This window comes from Streptomyces sp. NPDC052101 (genome assembly GCF_040680235.1).
Lineage (GTDB): Bacteria > Actinomycetota > Actinomycetes > Streptomycetales > Streptomycetaceae > Streptomyces.
Genome location: NZ_JBFAWH010000010.1, coordinates 65685 through 79662, shown reverse-complemented (window position 1 = coordinate 79662; position 13978 = coordinate 65685). Strand labels below are relative to the sequence as shown.

The 13978-nt window shown below is 71.3% G+C and carries 12 protein-coding genes and 2 pseudogenes; 7 read left to right on the top strand and 7 right to left on the bottom strand.

The features are described from left to right. The first annotated feature begins 295 nt into the window (after positions 1 to 295). Positions 296 to 1168: an SGNH/GDSL hydrolase family protein gene (locus AB0L75_RS19305; RefSeq protein WP_365182260.1), complete on the top strand. Its 873-nt coding sequence runs from the start codon at positions 296 to 298 to the stop codon at positions 1166 to 1168. Between the two features lie 21 nt (positions 1169 to 1189). Here the strand turns inward: AB0L75_RS19305 and AB0L75_RS19300 are convergent, their stop codons facing one another. Beyond that, a complete protein-coding gene (locus AB0L75_RS19300; protein ID WP_365182258.1) occupies positions 1190 to 1990 on the bottom strand; it encodes a glucose 1-dehydrogenase in 801 nt (266 codons plus the stop codon). Between the two features lie 87 nt (positions 1991 to 2077). Here AB0L75_RS19300 and AB0L75_RS19295 point away from each other — a divergent pair, with 87 nt between their 5' ends. After that, positions 2078 to 2944 (top strand): helix-turn-helix transcriptional regulator, encoded by an 867-nt coding sequence (locus AB0L75_RS19295; protein WP_365182256.1) that lies wholly within the window; start codon positions 2078 to 2080, stop codon positions 2942 to 2944. A gap of 22 nt (positions 2945 to 2966) precedes the next feature. On the opposite strand, the gene AB0L75_RS19290 is transcribed toward AB0L75_RS19295, so the two are convergent. The 3 genes and pseudogenes from AB0L75_RS19290 to AB0L75_RS19280 form a co-directional block, all read right to left on the bottom strand. Then, on the bottom strand, positions 2967 to 4115 hold the full coding sequence (locus AB0L75_RS19290; protein WP_365182255.1) for a glycoside hydrolase family 19 protein: 1149 nt from the start codon (positions 4113 to 4115) through the stop codon (positions 2967 to 2969). Next, positions 4070 to 4465, bottom strand: a pseudogene (locus AB0L75_RS19285) (septal ring lytic transglycosylase RlpA family protein); the annotation flags it as partial. The pseudogene AB0L75_RS19285 and the gene AB0L75_RS19290, both read right to left, overlap by 46 nt. Before the next feature lie 69 nt (positions 4466 to 4534). Continuing rightward, a pseudogene (locus tag AB0L75_RS19280) lies at positions 4535 to 4996 on the bottom strand (RICIN domain-containing protein); the annotation flags it as partial. Between the two features lie 178 nt (positions 4997 to 5174). Here AB0L75_RS19280 and AB0L75_RS19275 point away from each other — a divergent pair. From AB0L75_RS19275 to AB0L75_RS19260, 4 genes are all read left to right on the top strand, one after another. Further along, on the top strand, positions 5175 to 5540 hold the full coding sequence (locus AB0L75_RS19275; RefSeq protein WP_365182253.1) for a 5-carboxymethyl-2-hydroxymuconate delta isomerase: 366 nt from the start codon (positions 5175 to 5177) through the stop codon (positions 5538 to 5540). 93 nt (positions 5541 to 5633) lie between these two features. Continuing rightward, positions 5634 to 6287, top strand: a complete 654-nt coding sequence (locus AB0L75_RS19270) for a maleylpyruvate isomerase N-terminal domain-containing protein (protein ID WP_365182251.1) — start codon at positions 5634 to 5636, stop codon at positions 6285 to 6287. A gap of 170 nt (positions 6288 to 6457) precedes the next feature. Beyond that, positions 6458 to 8623: an MMPL family transporter gene (locus AB0L75_RS19265; protein WP_365182249.1), complete on the top strand. Its 2166-nt coding sequence runs from the start codon at positions 6458 to 6460 to the stop codon at positions 8621 to 8623. A 182-nt stretch (positions 8624 to 8805) separates the two neighbouring features. Continuing rightward, a complete protein-coding gene (locus AB0L75_RS19260) occupies positions 8806 to 9264 on the top strand; it encodes a PPOX class F420-dependent oxidoreductase (RefSeq protein WP_365182248.1) in 459 nt (152 codons plus the stop codon). 38 nt (positions 9265 to 9302) lie between these two features. Here AB0L75_RS19260 and AB0L75_RS19255 read toward each other — a convergent pair whose 3' ends face one another. Beyond that, a complete protein-coding gene (locus tag AB0L75_RS19255; protein WP_365182246.1) occupies positions 9303 to 10004 on the bottom strand; it encodes a LysE family translocator in 702 nt (233 codons plus the stop codon). Positions 10005 to 10048: 44 nt separating this feature from the next. On the opposite strand from AB0L75_RS19255, the gene AB0L75_RS19250 reads away from it, so the two are divergent. Beyond that, on the top strand, positions 10049 to 10996 hold the full coding sequence (locus AB0L75_RS19250; RefSeq protein ID WP_365182244.1) for a LysR family transcriptional regulator: 948 nt from the start codon (positions 10049 to 10051) through the stop codon (positions 10994 to 10996). A gap of 11 nt (positions 10997 to 11007) precedes the next feature. On the opposite strand, the gene AB0L75_RS19245 is transcribed toward AB0L75_RS19250, so the two are convergent. Both AB0L75_RS19245 and AB0L75_RS19240 read right to left on the bottom strand, forming a co-directional pair. Beyond that, positions 11008 to 12195 carry a mannosyltransferase family protein gene (locus tag AB0L75_RS19245; protein WP_365182242.1) on the bottom strand — a complete coding sequence of 396 codons (1188 nt, stop codon included), beginning with the start codon at positions 12193 to 12195 and terminating at the stop codon, positions 11008 to 11010. A gap of 70 nt (positions 12196 to 12265) precedes the next feature. Beyond that, positions 12266 to 13891 carry an amidohydrolase gene (locus AB0L75_RS19240; RefSeq protein WP_365182240.1) on the bottom strand — a complete coding sequence of 542 codons (1626 nt, stop codon included), beginning with the start codon at positions 13889 to 13891 and terminating at the stop codon, positions 12266 to 12268. Positions 13892 to 13978 lie beyond the last annotated feature (87 nt).

Below are 13978 nucleotides of genomic sequence, written 5' to 3'. Positions count from 1 at the left end.
CGTCATGACTTCGTAAGGGCGGGACGCACGGGACCGCGGATGCATGAGCGTTTCAAGAATTTCCGTCAACAACGTTGACTCCGCGGTGCGGCGCCCTCACATTACCTATCAGTAGAACCCAGCGGTAATCCCGCGAACAGGCACTTCGCGGCCGTCGCCCTGCGTGCGCCCACGTATCCACGCCCCGGCGGCCGGCACTTCCCCACGCTCTGAGCCGCATTCTCGCGCACCGGCACGCGGGCGGGCACCGCCATGCCCGCCCGCTCGGTGTCCCCATCCCGAGAAGAGGGAGCACATGCCCATGTCCGCACTGCGCCGTGCCGTCGCAGCGACCTTCGCGCTGGCCGGCGCGCTGACCCTAGGCCTCACCGCCACACCCGCCCAGGCCGCCACCACCCTGAACTACGCCGCCCTCGGGGACAGTTACAGCGCCGCCTCCGGCGTCCTGCCCATCGACGCGAGCAATCTGATCTGCCTGCGCTCCACGGCCAACTACCCCCACGTCATCGCCGCCGGCACCGGCGCCCGGCTGACCGACGTCACCTGCGGCGCCGCCCAGACCAAGGACTTCACCGAGTCGCAGTACCCCGGAGTCGCCCCGCAGACGGACGCGGTCACCGCGGACACCGACCTGGTGACGCTGACCATCGGCGGCAACGACAACGGCACCTTCATCAACGCCATGCTCGCCTGCGGGACCGCGGGCATCTTCAGCGGAGGCAACGGCAGCCCCTGCAAGGACATCTACGGCAGCACCTTCGACGACGCCATCGACGCGAACACCTACCCCGCGCTGAAGAGCGCGCTGCGCAGCGTCCGGGCCAAGGCACCGGACGCCCGTGTCGCGGTCCTCGGCTACCCGTGGATCACCCCCGCCAAGGCCGACCCGTCCTGCTTCGCCCAACTCCCGGTCGCCTCCGGTGACGTGCCGTACCTGCACGCCCTGCAGGCCCATCTCAACGCCGTCGTCCAGCGCGCCGCCGAGGAGACCGGGGCCACGTACGTGGACTTCTCCCAGGTGTCCGAGGGCCACGACGCCTGCCGGCCCATCGGGACCCGGTGGATCGAGCCGCTTCTGTTCGGTACGAACATCGTGCCGGTCCACCCCAACGCGCTCGGTGAACAGCACATGGCCGAACAGACCCTGAACGTCCTCGGCCTCGACTGACCGGTCCCGACGACCCCGAGGTCACGCCCGTGCGCCGCCGTCGACCTGCAGCACCGCGCCCGTCACGAAGGAGGCGCGGTCGCTCAGCAGCCAGGCGGCGGCCTCGGCGATCTCCTCGGGGCCGGCCGCGCGGCGCAGCGGGGTCACGGCCGTCAACCGCTCCTGGAGACCGGGGGACCGCTCCTCCCACGCCCGGATCATCTCCGTCAGCGTGTTGCCGGGGGCGATCGCATTGACCCGGATGCCTTCGGGGCCGTAGGTCACGGCCGCCGACTCCGTCAGGCTGTTCACCGCCCGCTTCATCGCACCGTACGCCGGCAGCTCGGGGTTGCCCCGCAGACTGCCGACGGACGAGTTGTTGACGAGGGCACCCGTCCCCGCGGTGGCCCGGATGGCGGCGACCTCGGCGGCCATGGCCAGCCAGACGCCCTTCAGGTTCACCGTGTAGACCTCGTCGAACTCGCCCTCCGGCAGCTCGTCCATGGGGCCGGGCCGCTGGAACGTCGCACCGTTGTTGAAGGCGATGTCGAGACGGCCGTAAAGGCTGACGGTACGGTCCACGGCGGCGCGCACGCTCGCCGCGTCGGCCAGATCGCACACGGCGTAGTCCGCGGTGCCGCCCGCCGCGCGGATCTCCTCGGTCACCGCCTTCAGCTGCGCCTCCGTGCGAGCCGCGAGGAGCACCTGGGCCCCTTCCCGGGCGAACAGCCGCGCCGCGGCGGCGCCGATCCCGCGGCCGGCACCGCTGACGAAGGCAACCTTCCCGGCCAGCAGGCCAGAGGCGAGCGATGCGGGAGCTTCGATGGGCTGTGTGTTCTCCATGGCAGCGAGCCTGCGCCCGTGAGCAGGGCGTATCCAGGCACCGGCAGTACCTGGATCAGTCGCGCGGCATCCGCGCACACTGGAGGCGTGGACAGAGCGGAACTGGCGACCTTTCTGCGCAGCAGGCGCGAGCGGATCGGCCCCGCCGACGTGGGCCTGCCCGCCGGGCCGCGCCGGCGCACACCGGGGCTGCGCCGCGAGGAGGTGGCGCGACTGGCGTATATCTCCACCGAGTACTACACCCGGCTGGAACAGGCCCGTGGCCCGCGCCCGTCGCACGAGGTGCTGACCGGGCTGGCCCGCGCCCTGCGGCTGACGGACGCCGAACGCGGCCACCTCCACCTCCTGGCCGGCGCCCCGCCGTGCCCACCGCCCGGCCCCTCGCGCGAGGTGCCGCAGAGCATTCTCGACCTGGTGCACCGGCTGCCGCGGTCCGCCGCCTTCGTGACCTCCGCCCTGCTGGAGGTCCTCGCCTGGAACGAGCTGGCGGCCGCCCTCATGGAGGACTTCTCGGCCCTGTCCCGACGCGACCGCAACCTGGCCCGCCGTGCCTTCCTCGGGCCGCGTCCCGCGGGGCGGCGACTGTACGGCGTGTCCGACGCCGACGCGTTCGCCCGCCACGCCGCCCGGCGCCTGCGCTCCACCGCCGCCCGCTACCCCGACGACCCCGAGGTCAGCGCGCTGATCCGCGAACTCCGCACCGGCAGCGAGGAGTTCACCCGGCTGTGGGACTCCCACGACGTGGCCGCGGAACCCACCCTGCGCAAGACGTTCCAGCACCCGCTGGTCGGGCCGGTCACCGTCGACTGCGACGCCCTCGACGTCACCGGCCGCGACCAGCAGGTCGTCATCTACACCGCCGTCCCCGGCTCGCCCTCCGAGGAAGCGCTCCGGCTGCTGTCGGTCATCGGCACCCAGCGCATGGACGCGCCCCACGGACCGAGCGCGCCCTGATCACAGTCACTCGGAGACGTGGTCAGCAGTACAGGTTGCTGCCGGGCGGGACGCCGAGGATCTGGGTGAAGCGCTGGTAGGCGTCGACGCGGCTCTGGACCTGGGCCGGGTTCTTGCCGTCGCATTCCAGGGAGCCGTTGATGGACCGGATGGTCTGGCCGAAGCCGGCGCCGTCGACTATGGCGTTGTGCGGGGTCATGGTGCCGGGTCCGGACTGGGTGTTCCAGTACCACAGGCCGGTCTTCCAGGCGATGGCCGGGTCGTTCTCGACCTGCCAGGGGTTGTCCAGGAGGTCGATGCCGAGGGCGTCACCCGCGGCCTTGTAGTTGAAGTTCCAGGACAGCTGGAGGGGGCCGCGTCCGTAGTAGGCGGCCTGTCCCGCCGGGCAGCCGTACGGCTGGCTCCGGTCGCAGTAGGTCGGGTAGTTGGCGGTGTTCTGCTCGACGACGTACACCAGCCCGCCGGTCTCATGGCTGACGTTGGCGAGGAAGGCGGCGGCCTCCTGCTTCCTGACCGTGTCGCTTCCGGTGTCCGCGAAGCCGGGGTAGGCGCTCAGGGCCTGGACGAGCCCGCTGTAGGTGTAGAAGGAGTTCCGGTTCGGGAACATCTGGTTGAACTGGCTTTCGGAGACGGCGAATCCGGAAGGGGTGCCGCTCCCGCCGCCGGCCGGAGCGTTCCACTTCTGGTGCGCGCCGCCCGTACAGGTCCAGATCTGCAGCCGCGTGCTGTTGGCGCTGTTGTTGTCCCGCACGTCGAGACACTTGTTCGCGGCCGGGTTGACGATGTCGTGGGCCGCGGTGACCACCCACTGCTGGTTGGCGCCGCCGCCGCAGTCCCACAGCTGGACCGCCGCGCCGTCGGCGGTGCCGCGGTCGACGACGTCCAGGCACTTGCCGAGCGCCCGCAGGGTTCCGTCGCCGGGGTTCGACCAGTTCTGGGCGTTGGTTCCGTTGCAGTCGTAAAGCTGTACGGCTGTGCCGTTGGCGGTGCCGGCTCCGGCCACGTCGACGCACTTGCCGGCCAGTCCGGTGATCCGGCCGTCCGCGGCCTGGGCGGGTGCGGCGGTGAACAGCGCGGCGAGCGGGGCGGCGACGACCCCGGCCGCCAGGAGGCGTGCGAGATGTCTCAAGCGTATGTGTCCGTAGGGGAGTTGGGTGAGGCGGAGGTGCATCGACGGGTTCTCCTGTCCTGGTCGAGTGGACGGGTCGCGGAGTCGGCCGGGGCGGCCGCCCGGGGTCGGTCGGGGACGGTCTGTGTGAGGACGGTCTGTGTGACGACGATGTGGCCGGCGTCGGGATCGAGGCTTCCGCCAAGCCGGCTGAAGGCGCCGTCGGTCAGGTCCAGGCACTTGGGTTGCTGCGGAGTGGAGGCGAACGTGCCCCGGTCGTTGACGCGGACCACCAGCGACCTGCCGTTGGCGGTGTTGGTGACCTGTACCAGGGTGCCGAAGGGCAGTTGGGGCCGGCGGCTGAGCGAGGTCGCCGCGGTGTCGGCGTCGTTGTCGAACAGCTCGCCGCTGGCCGTGCGGGCACCGGGCGGCTGGGGGCCGTAGTGGGTCGCCCAGCACTGGTCGGTCGCCGGCGCGGCCGTGGGCGCGGTCCACTTCTGGCCGACTCCGCCGCCGCAGCTCCAGATCCGGATCCTGGTGCCGTTGGCGGGGTTGCCGTCGGTGACGTCCAGGCACTTGTTCGCCTGCCGGTTGACGATGTCGTGGGCGGCGGTGACGGTCCATTTCTGGTTCGCGCCGCCGGTACAGCTCCACAGCTGCACCTTGGCTCCGTCGGCGGTCGAACCGCCCGTCACGTCCAGGCACTTGCCCAGGGCGCGGATGGTGCCGTCGGCGCCGACCGTCCACTGCTGGGCGCCGGTGCCGTTGCAGTCGTAGAGCTGGACGGGCGTGCCGTCGGCGGAGTGGGCGCCGGCGACGTCGAGGCACTTGCCGGCGAGCCCGGTGACGGCGCCCGTGGCGGCCTGGGCGGGGGCGGCGGTGAGCAGGCATGCGGAGAGACCGAGTGCGCCTGCGAGGACGGCAGCGGAGAGGGACCTGGCCATGGACAGGGTGGCCCTTTCGGTGGGGTGGCTGTCGGCTGAAGTTAGAGGTCCAGACCAATTCCGTCAAGTAGTGAAGTAAGCCATGAGGAAAGGGGGTTGGGGCCCGCTGCCCAGCAGTCGCGACATGAGGGAAAATAGTTGCCGGGAGAAACCACGGGGAACGCGCGAAAGGCCCGCCATGCCGCACCTCACCATCGACTACTCCTCCCGCCTGGCCGGAGCCTTCGATGTCCGTGCTCTTGTGAAGGAAATGCACCCGCTTGTGGTCGAGGAGTCCGGTTCGTCGGGCGTGTGCAAGACATTGGTGCGCCAGGCGGATACGTACGTCGGCGACACGCCGAACGAGGAGACCGTTTTCGTCCACGTGGAAGTCGGCCTCATGCCCGGCCGCTCCGAGGCGCACAAGGCGCGGCTCTCCGACAGCGTTCTGGCCCTGCTCGCCAAGCACGTGCCACTGGGTGACGGTGCGGAGGGTCAGGCGGTCATCTCCGTGGAGGTGCGCGACCTTGCCGCTTCCTACCGGCTCTCACCGTCCGTGCGCTGAACCGCCCGGCCGGGTCCGGTCACCGCGCCACGGGGGCGCGACCCGCACCGAATTCGGTTGTCCGTCGCGCCGCCCCCGCACTACCTTGCCGCAGTGGATCTTTTCTTACGCTCGTGGACGGCGCTGCGCACCGCGGTCGCCGAACTCCCGGACGAGTACTTCGAACGACCGTCCGGCTGTGCCGGCTGGCTGGTCCGGGACCTGGTGTGCCACCTGGTGATCGATGCCCAGGACGTCCTGATCACCCTGGTCACGCCCGCCGATACCGAACCGACCGTGGACGCGGTCACCTACTGGAAGCTGGTCGAGCCCCCGACCGGCGAGGATCCGCTCGATGCGCTGATCCCCAGGCTGGCCGCCGCCTACGGCGAGCCGCGGTGGCTGAAGTTCCACCTGGACGACGTCGGTTCGGCGGCGGGCCGCGCCGCGGAGCTGGCCGACCCGGCCGTCCGCGTCAGCACCCGCGACGAGGTGCTGACCGTCGGTGACTACCTGTCCGCGTACGTGGTCGAGTGGACCCTGCATCACCTCGATCTGATCGCCCGTCTGCCGGCGGCCGCCGAGCCGCCCGCCGAGACCCTCGCGGCGGCGCGCGCGTCACTGGAGGAGATCGCCGGCACCGCTTTCCCCGCCGCGCTCTCCGACAAGGACGCGTTGCTGATCGGCACCGGGCGCCGTACGCCGACGGACGCGGAGCGGGCCGTGCTGGGCGAACTCGCCGCCAGAATCCCGTTCGTTCTCGGCTGAACGGCCCGTCCCCGCTCATCTGATGAGATGATCTTCGTATTCGGTCACTACCATGTGACCTCAAGACAACCATTCGACACGGTCCGTTAGTTACGTGCCGTTCGGGGTCGCCGATGCCAGGGACCGCTCCCCGGGCTGCGGTGATCTTCCTGTCCAGGAGGACCTTCCGCATGTTCCGACGTATTGGCAACACAGTCGTCCGACATCCTGTGTGGACGATCGTGGCTTGGCTGATCGCCGCGGTGGCGATCGTTGCCACCGCACCGAGTCTGCCCTCGAACAGCGACGAGAGCAGCTTCCTACCCAAGAGTTATGAATCCATCAAAGCGGCGGAGCTCCAACAGAAGGCGTTCCCCAGCGCCTTCACCCCGTCCGCGATCGCGCTGTACCAGCGCACCGACGGCGGCACGCTGACCGCCGCCGACAAGCAGGACGTCGCCCGGATCACCACCGAACTGGGCAACAAGCACATCGACCAGGTGCAGAAGGTCGTCCCCGGCCTGCCGTCCAAGGACGGCAGGTATGACCTGACCCTGGTGCAGATGGACAGCAAGAACGCCGGTCAGCCCAAACAGGCGGACGCGGCCAAGGTGTTGCGCGACGACGTCAAGCAACTGGCCAAGGGCACGCATCTCGATGTGAAGCTCGGCGGTTCCGCCGCCCAGGCCCTCGACCAGCAGGACTCGTCCAAGCGCGGACAGGCACTGATCGGTATCGGCACCTTCGTGATCATCTTGGTGACGCTGCTGATCATCTTCCGGGCACCGATCCTGGCCGTACTTCCCCTGGTGCTGATCGGCCTGGTGTCGGCCATCGCCAACGGCCTGATCGCCTACGCCACCAAGCTGTTCGACCTCCAGGCCAACAGCTCGATCTCGTCGATCCTGATCGTCGTGCTCTTCGGCGTGGGCACGGACTACTTCCTGTTCCTGATGTTCCGCTACCGCGAACGCCTGCGCTCCGGTGACGAACCCAAGCAGGCCATGATCAACGCGGTCGACCGGGTCGGTGAGGCCATCGCCTCGGCGGCCGGCGCGGTCATCATCGCGTTCCTCGCCCTGGTGCTGTCCACCCTCGGCTTCCTCAAGCAGATGGGCCCGGCGCTCGCCATCGCGGTCGGCGTCACCCTCGTCGCGGGTCTGACCCTGATCCCGGCCGTGGTCTCGCTCATCGGACCGAAGGTCTTCTGGCCTTCCAAGTCCTGGCAGAAGGAGCCGGAGAACGCCCGGTTCGCCGCGCTCGGCCGCGGTGTGCAGCGCCGCCCGGCGCTCACCGCCGCGGTGTCCGGCCTCATCCTGGTCGCGCTGTCGCTCGGCACCCTCAGCTTCCATGCCACGTTCGACCTGGCATCGGGCTCCATGCCGAAGACCAAGGAGTCCATGGTCGTACAGGACCAGATGCAGAAGGCGTACTCTGCGGGCGCCGCGGCACCCACCGACGTCTACCTGTCCAGCACCGACGGCAAGCCGCTGGACAAGGCCGGCTTCGACACGTACGCGCAGAAGCTCGGGGCCGTGGACGGGGTCGCCAGTGCCCGGATGACCCAGCTGAACAAGGACGGCACCACCGCGGACTTCACCGTCACGCTCAAGTACGAGGCGTCCACGGACAAGGCGATCGACACCGTCGGCACGGTGCGCGACGTCGCCCACTCCAACGCCCCTGACGGCACCAAGGCGGTCGTCGGCGGTATGTCCTCGATCTTCAAGGACATCAACACCGCGGTGAACCACGACTACCGGACGGTCTTCCCGGTGGCCGCCCTCCTCATCATGGTCATCCTGGGCCTGCTGCTGCGCAGCGTGGTCGCCCCCTGGTACCTGATGGCCTCCGTGGGCCTCGGGTTCGGCGCCACCCTCGGTGCCACCGTCTGGATCTTCCAGAAGGGCCAGGGGCACTCGGGTCTGATGTTCATGCTCCCGGTGATCATGTATCTGTTCGTGGTCGCCATCGGCACCGACTACAACATCCTCATGATCGCCCGGCTCCGCGAGGAGGCCCGCGAGGGCCGCGAGCCGCGCGAGGCGGCCGGCATGGCGCTGCGGCACGCCGGACCGACCGTCGCCGCGGCCGGCTTCATCCTGGCGGCGACCTTCGCCACGATGATGCTGGCGGGCAACTCGCTGCTCACGGAGATGGGTTTCGCGGTGTCCTTCGGCATCGCCGTCGCCGCCTTCGTCATGGCGATGTTCTTCACGCCGAGCCTCACCGCCCTGATCGGCCACGCCGCGTGGTGGCCGGGGCACGGCGACCGGACCGAGGTGACGACGGCCGGGGCGGGCACCGCAGCGAGCGGTTCCGCGCCGACCTACGATTCCGCGGGGCGCCGCAACTAGCGCCAGCATGACAGGGAGCGGGGGAGCCCTGCCGGCCGGAAACGGCCCGGCAGGACTCCCCCGTTCGCACACACCGCGTCGACCACCCGCATCGTCCGGGAGACCGGGCCCGTCCGCCCGACCGGAGCCATGACGGGGAGGCGGCCCGGAATAGTGTCCCGTCGACGGGAATTGATCACGGCATGACTCAAGGACCCGCGCCCCGCTCCCTGTCCGACGCAGCGCTCTCGGACCTGCTCACCAAGCAGCAGTTCGGCACGCTCGCCACCGTGAAGCAGAGCGGCCACCCGCACCTGACCACCATGCTCTACACCTGGGACCCCGAGACCCGCATCGTGCGGCTGTCCACGACCGCCGACCGCGTGAAGGGAAAGCACCTGCGGCGCGATCCGCGGGCCGCGCTGCACGTACAGGGCGGCGACGTATGGTCGTTCGCCGTCGCCGAAGGGTCCGCCGAGGTCTCCGACATCACGACGGTGCCCGGAGACGCGGTCGGGCGGGAACTGCTCGCGATGATCCCGCCGGCCGCGAAACCGGAGGACGAGGACGCCTTCCTCGCCCAGCAGGTCGCCGAGCGCCGGATCGTCATCCGGCTGCACGTGGAACGCCTCTACGGCACCGCCCTGGACATCAACGGCTAGCTCCAGGACCGTCCTCACCGACCCCCACGGGGGCCGCGTCAGACGCCCGCCGCCACCGCCACGCCCAGCACGAGCAGGACCACGCCGGTGGCCAGCCCCAGCCCGCGGCCGACCGCCGGCCTGGTCACGAGCGCTCGACCCCGGTGGACGAGCCAGGTGAACAGCAGGTACCAGCAGGCGTTCACCAGGGCCCAGACCCCGCCCAGCGCGGCACTGGACAGGAACACCGGCCCCGTCCCCGTGACGAACTGCGGCAGGACCGACACCGCGAACACCCCGGCCTTGGGATTGCCGAGACAGGTACCGAGCCCCATCGTCCAGCCACTGCGGAAGCCGGCCCGGTCCGCGCCGGGAGCCGGGGCGGCAGCCGGTCCCGCCTCCCCGGCGCTCGGTGCCGACCGGCGCACGGCCATCAGCGTCCGTACGCCGAGCGCGACCAGCACGATCCCGCCCGCGATCCGTATCGCCGCGTAGGCGCGGGGGCTGGCCAGCAGCACCGCCGACAGACCGCCCGCCGCGGCCACGGACCACAGCAGCAGCCCCGTCGCGTTGCCGACGATGGTGCCCCGGGCCGCACGCAGGCCGCCGGCCAGCACCTGGCGGATCATCACGGCCTGACCGGCCCCCGGGAGCATGGCGAGCAGCCACGTGGTGATCAGGAACGCGGGCAGACGGGTGGGCATTGGGCGGCCTTCCGGGACGGTCGGACGGGGCCGCTCCAGCTTGTCTGACCAGGTCATTTAAGAGAAGTTAAGGGACTTCGGTGCAGCGTTAAGATGACTGCATGCCCGTGGACCCCGGCCGGCTTCGGCTGCTCGCCCTGATCGAGGAGTACGGCTCACTCACGGCGGCCGCCCACGCCCTGCGGCTCACACCGGCCGCCGTGACCCAGCAGGTCGCCAGGGCCGAGCGCGAGTGGCAGGTGCCCCTCGTCCTGCGAGGGCCGCGCGGAGCGCTGCTCACCGAGGCCGGTGCGCTGCTCGCCGCGCACGGGCGGACCGTGACCGCGACGGCCGAACAGGCGGCCGCGGACATGCGGATACTCCTCGGCCAGCTGTCCCTGCGGCTGCGGATCGGCGCCTTCCAGGCCGCCGCCCTGCACCTGGTGCCACCGGCGCTGACGGCGCTGCGCCACCGCCATCCCGACGCCGACGTGTCCGTGGTCGACCTGGTGTCGGAGCGTGGACTGGGCGAGATCGCCGCCGGCCGGCTGGACCTGGCCGTCGTCGCCTCCTGGAGCCGCCCCTTGCCCCCGCTGCCCTCGCACATCGTCGGACACCGGCTGCTGCACGACCCCATGGTCGTGGTGCTCCCCGACGACCATCCGCTCGCCGCCGCCACACCGCCGGGCAGCCCGCTGCGGCTGGGGCAGCTGCGCGATGACGCGTGGGTCGCGATCGTGGCGGGCCACGCCGCGCGCGAACAACTCGACCGGGCCGCCCGCGAGGAGGGCTTCAAGCCCCATGTGCGGTTCGAGACCGAGTCCTTCGACGTCGCCCAGGCCCTCGTCGGCGCGGGCAGCGGCGTGGCCCTGGTCTCCCGCCTGGCCCTCACCGGCATCCCCGGCACCACGCACCGCGAGCTGGACCGGCCGCCGCTGCACCGAGAGATCCACGCGGTGACTCAGTCCGACACGACGCTCACCCCGCTGGTCGAGGTGTTCCTCGGCCTGCTGCGCGATGTGGCCCGCGAACGCACCGCCACCTGGGACGAACAGCCCGGGGACGGCTGACGACGCGGGCCTCACAGAGGCTTGGTCGCGAGGGTCGCCAGGTAGGTGCCGTAGAGCAGGGACACGGTGGTGAGGCCGCCGCACAGCAGGCGGGCTCGGAACGACGGGCCCGTGCGCCATGCCTGTACGAGGGCCCGGGCCGGCGGGATGAGCAGGGGGAACGCGGGGAGGAGGAAGCGCGGCCTGGAGGAGAAGGGGCCGGACACCGCGACCACCGACAGGAGCAGGACACCCGCGAAGACCACCAGCGGCAGCGGGGCGCGGTCCAGGCACAGCAGGCAGAACGACACGATGCCCGCCGCGACGACGACCACGGCCATCGGGTAGGTCGCCCCGTCGCCCTGCCGGGGCATCGACTCCAGGAGACGCAGCGGCCCGGCCGCGAGATCCAGGCGTGAGTTCCAGGCACTCTGCACGTCGAGGTAGCCATGGAACAGGTCACCGGTCCGCCGTCCCACCCACAGCACATAGCCCGCCCAGCCCAGCGGGCTGAGCAGTGTCCCGGCGAGGAGTGCCGGGGACACGCGGGCACGCCGCCGTACGACCTCGTACACGGCCGCGGCGGCGACGGCCGCGGCGGCGGCGATGCCGTTCGGCCGGGCGAGGCCGGCCAGCATCGCCAGCGAGCCCGCGGCCAGCCAGCGGCGGCGCAGCACGGCGTACAGGGACCACACGGCACACGCGGTGAACAGCGGTTCGGTGTAGGCCAGAGTGAGGACGACCGATTGCGGCAGTACCGCCCACAGGGCCACGAGAGCGGTGGCCACCCGCCGCCCGTACAGGTGATGGCCGAGCGTGTAGATCCCGTACGCGGCGATCACCGCACAACTCCAGGCGATCAGCAGCCCGGCCTGCCCCGCGCTGACGGGAAGTAAGAGCCTGAGCGCCCGGATGAGCCCCGGATACAGCGGAAAGAACGCCCAGTCGGTCTGGACCGCGCCCGCGGCGGTGATGCGCAGCCGGCTGCCGTACCCGTGCTCGGCGATGTGCAGATACCAGACCGAGTCCCACGCATGGGCCAGGCTCTTCCCGAACGGGCGGCCGGCGATCGCGTCGACCACCATGACCAAGGCGACCCCGGCGAGACGCACGGCCGCGAAGACGGCGAGCGCCGTGAGAACGCCCGGGGGACCCTCCACCCGACCGCGTCCGGTCTCGCGGGGGCCGTCGGACCGGCGCAGCGGGGAGGACAGGCTCACCCTCCGACCATGAGCGGCCACCCCCACGAGCGCAATCCGAAACACCCCCGAGCGCTGCGGCCCGCGTGGGTCAGGCGGTGGCTTCCGGGCCGTGGACGAGGCGGCCGCCGAGGACGGTGTGGGTGGGGTTGAGGTCGCGCAGGGCGTCGCTCGGGCAGCGGGCGGGATCTTGGGGCCAGACGGTGAGGTCGGCGAGGCGGCCGGGGGTGAGGGTGCCGCGCAGGTGTTCCTCGCCCAGCAGACGCGCGGCCCGGGTGGTGTGCAGGGCCACGGCCTCGTCGTGGGTGATGGAGTGCTCGGGGCCCTGGACGCCGATCACGGTCTGCCGGGTGGTCATGCCCCAGACCGAGCGCATGGCGCCGAACTGCCCGACGGGGTAGTCGGAGCCGGCGGCGACCAGCGCGCCCCGGTCCAGCCACCCCCGGGCCGGGAACAGCGCGGCGACACGCTCCGGCCCCCAGAACTCCCGCTCGACGTCGGCGGTGTCGTGCAGCAGCGGCTGCTGGATGGTGACGGGGATGCCCAGCGCGACGGCGCGGGCCTGCTGCTCGGGACCGGCCAGACCGCCGTGTTCCATGACGAGAGTGCCCGCCGGCAGGCCGGGATGGTTGCGCAGCACCCGCTCGTAGACATCGAGGAGGAGGCGTACGGCACGGTCGCCGTAGGCGTGGGTGCCCACCCGCCAACCCCGCCGGACCACGGCTTCCACGGCCTCGGCCAGCGCGTCGGGCTCCCACATCAGGGTGCCGGAGAAGGCGTGGTCGCAGGCGTAGGGCTCCTCCGTGGCCCCGGCCTCCAGCCCGCCGTCGAGCCCGAACTTCACCCCCCACACGCGCAGCCCCGGATCGGCGTCGCCGTAGCGCCAGTCCTCCATGGCGTCGAGCAGGTCCTCCACCTGGGCGGTGCTGTTCAGACCGAGCGCGGAGACCAGTGCGCGCACCCTGGTGCCCAGCGCGCCGGCCTCGCGGGCCGCCAGCAGGACGGCGTAGTCGTCGGGGGAGACGGCGCAGTCGCGCACGGTGCCGATCCCCGTGGCGGCGTACCGGCCGCTGGCCAGCCGGAGCCCTTCGATGCGCTGAGCCCGGCTCTGCTCCGGGACGAGCCGCTCCACCAGGCCCAGGGCGTTGTCGATGAGCCGGCCGTTGAGCCGGCCGTCGGCGTCCCGGCCGATCACGCCACCGGCCGGTACGGGTGTGTCCTCCGTGATGCCCGCCAGGCGCAGGGCGTAGCTGTTGACGACGTCGTTGTGGCCGCCGCGCCTGACGAGGACCGGATGCCGGTCGGTTGCCTGGTCGAGTTCGGCGGCGGTCGGCATACGGCGCTCCGCCAGGTGGAGTTCCTGCCAGTTGGCGGTCGTCCGGATCCACTGGCCCTCGGGCGTCGTCGCGGCCCGCTGCCGGATCAGGTCCAGGAACCCGGCGATGGTGCGGGCCTGGTGGACCGGTACGTCATGGGCGCTGTGACCGGCGAAGATCAGATGGGTGTGCGTGTCGTCGAACGCGGGCAGAACCGTGGCGCCGGGCAGATCGAGCACCCGCGTGCGTGTACTCACCCACGCGTCGAGGCCCTTCGGATCGGCTGACAGGGCGACGATGCGGTCGCCCCGCACCGCCAGAGCCCGCTGCGGCCCCTGGCCGGGCACCAGCGTGTGCACCGCGGCCGCCCGGATCAGCAGATCGGCACCGTGATCAGTCATGGTCGTCTCCTACTTCGGCTCGACGCTCTCCTGGTCCGACCCGACCGTTGTACGGGCCCTCAGCGGATTCCCCTGCATTCGGCAGCC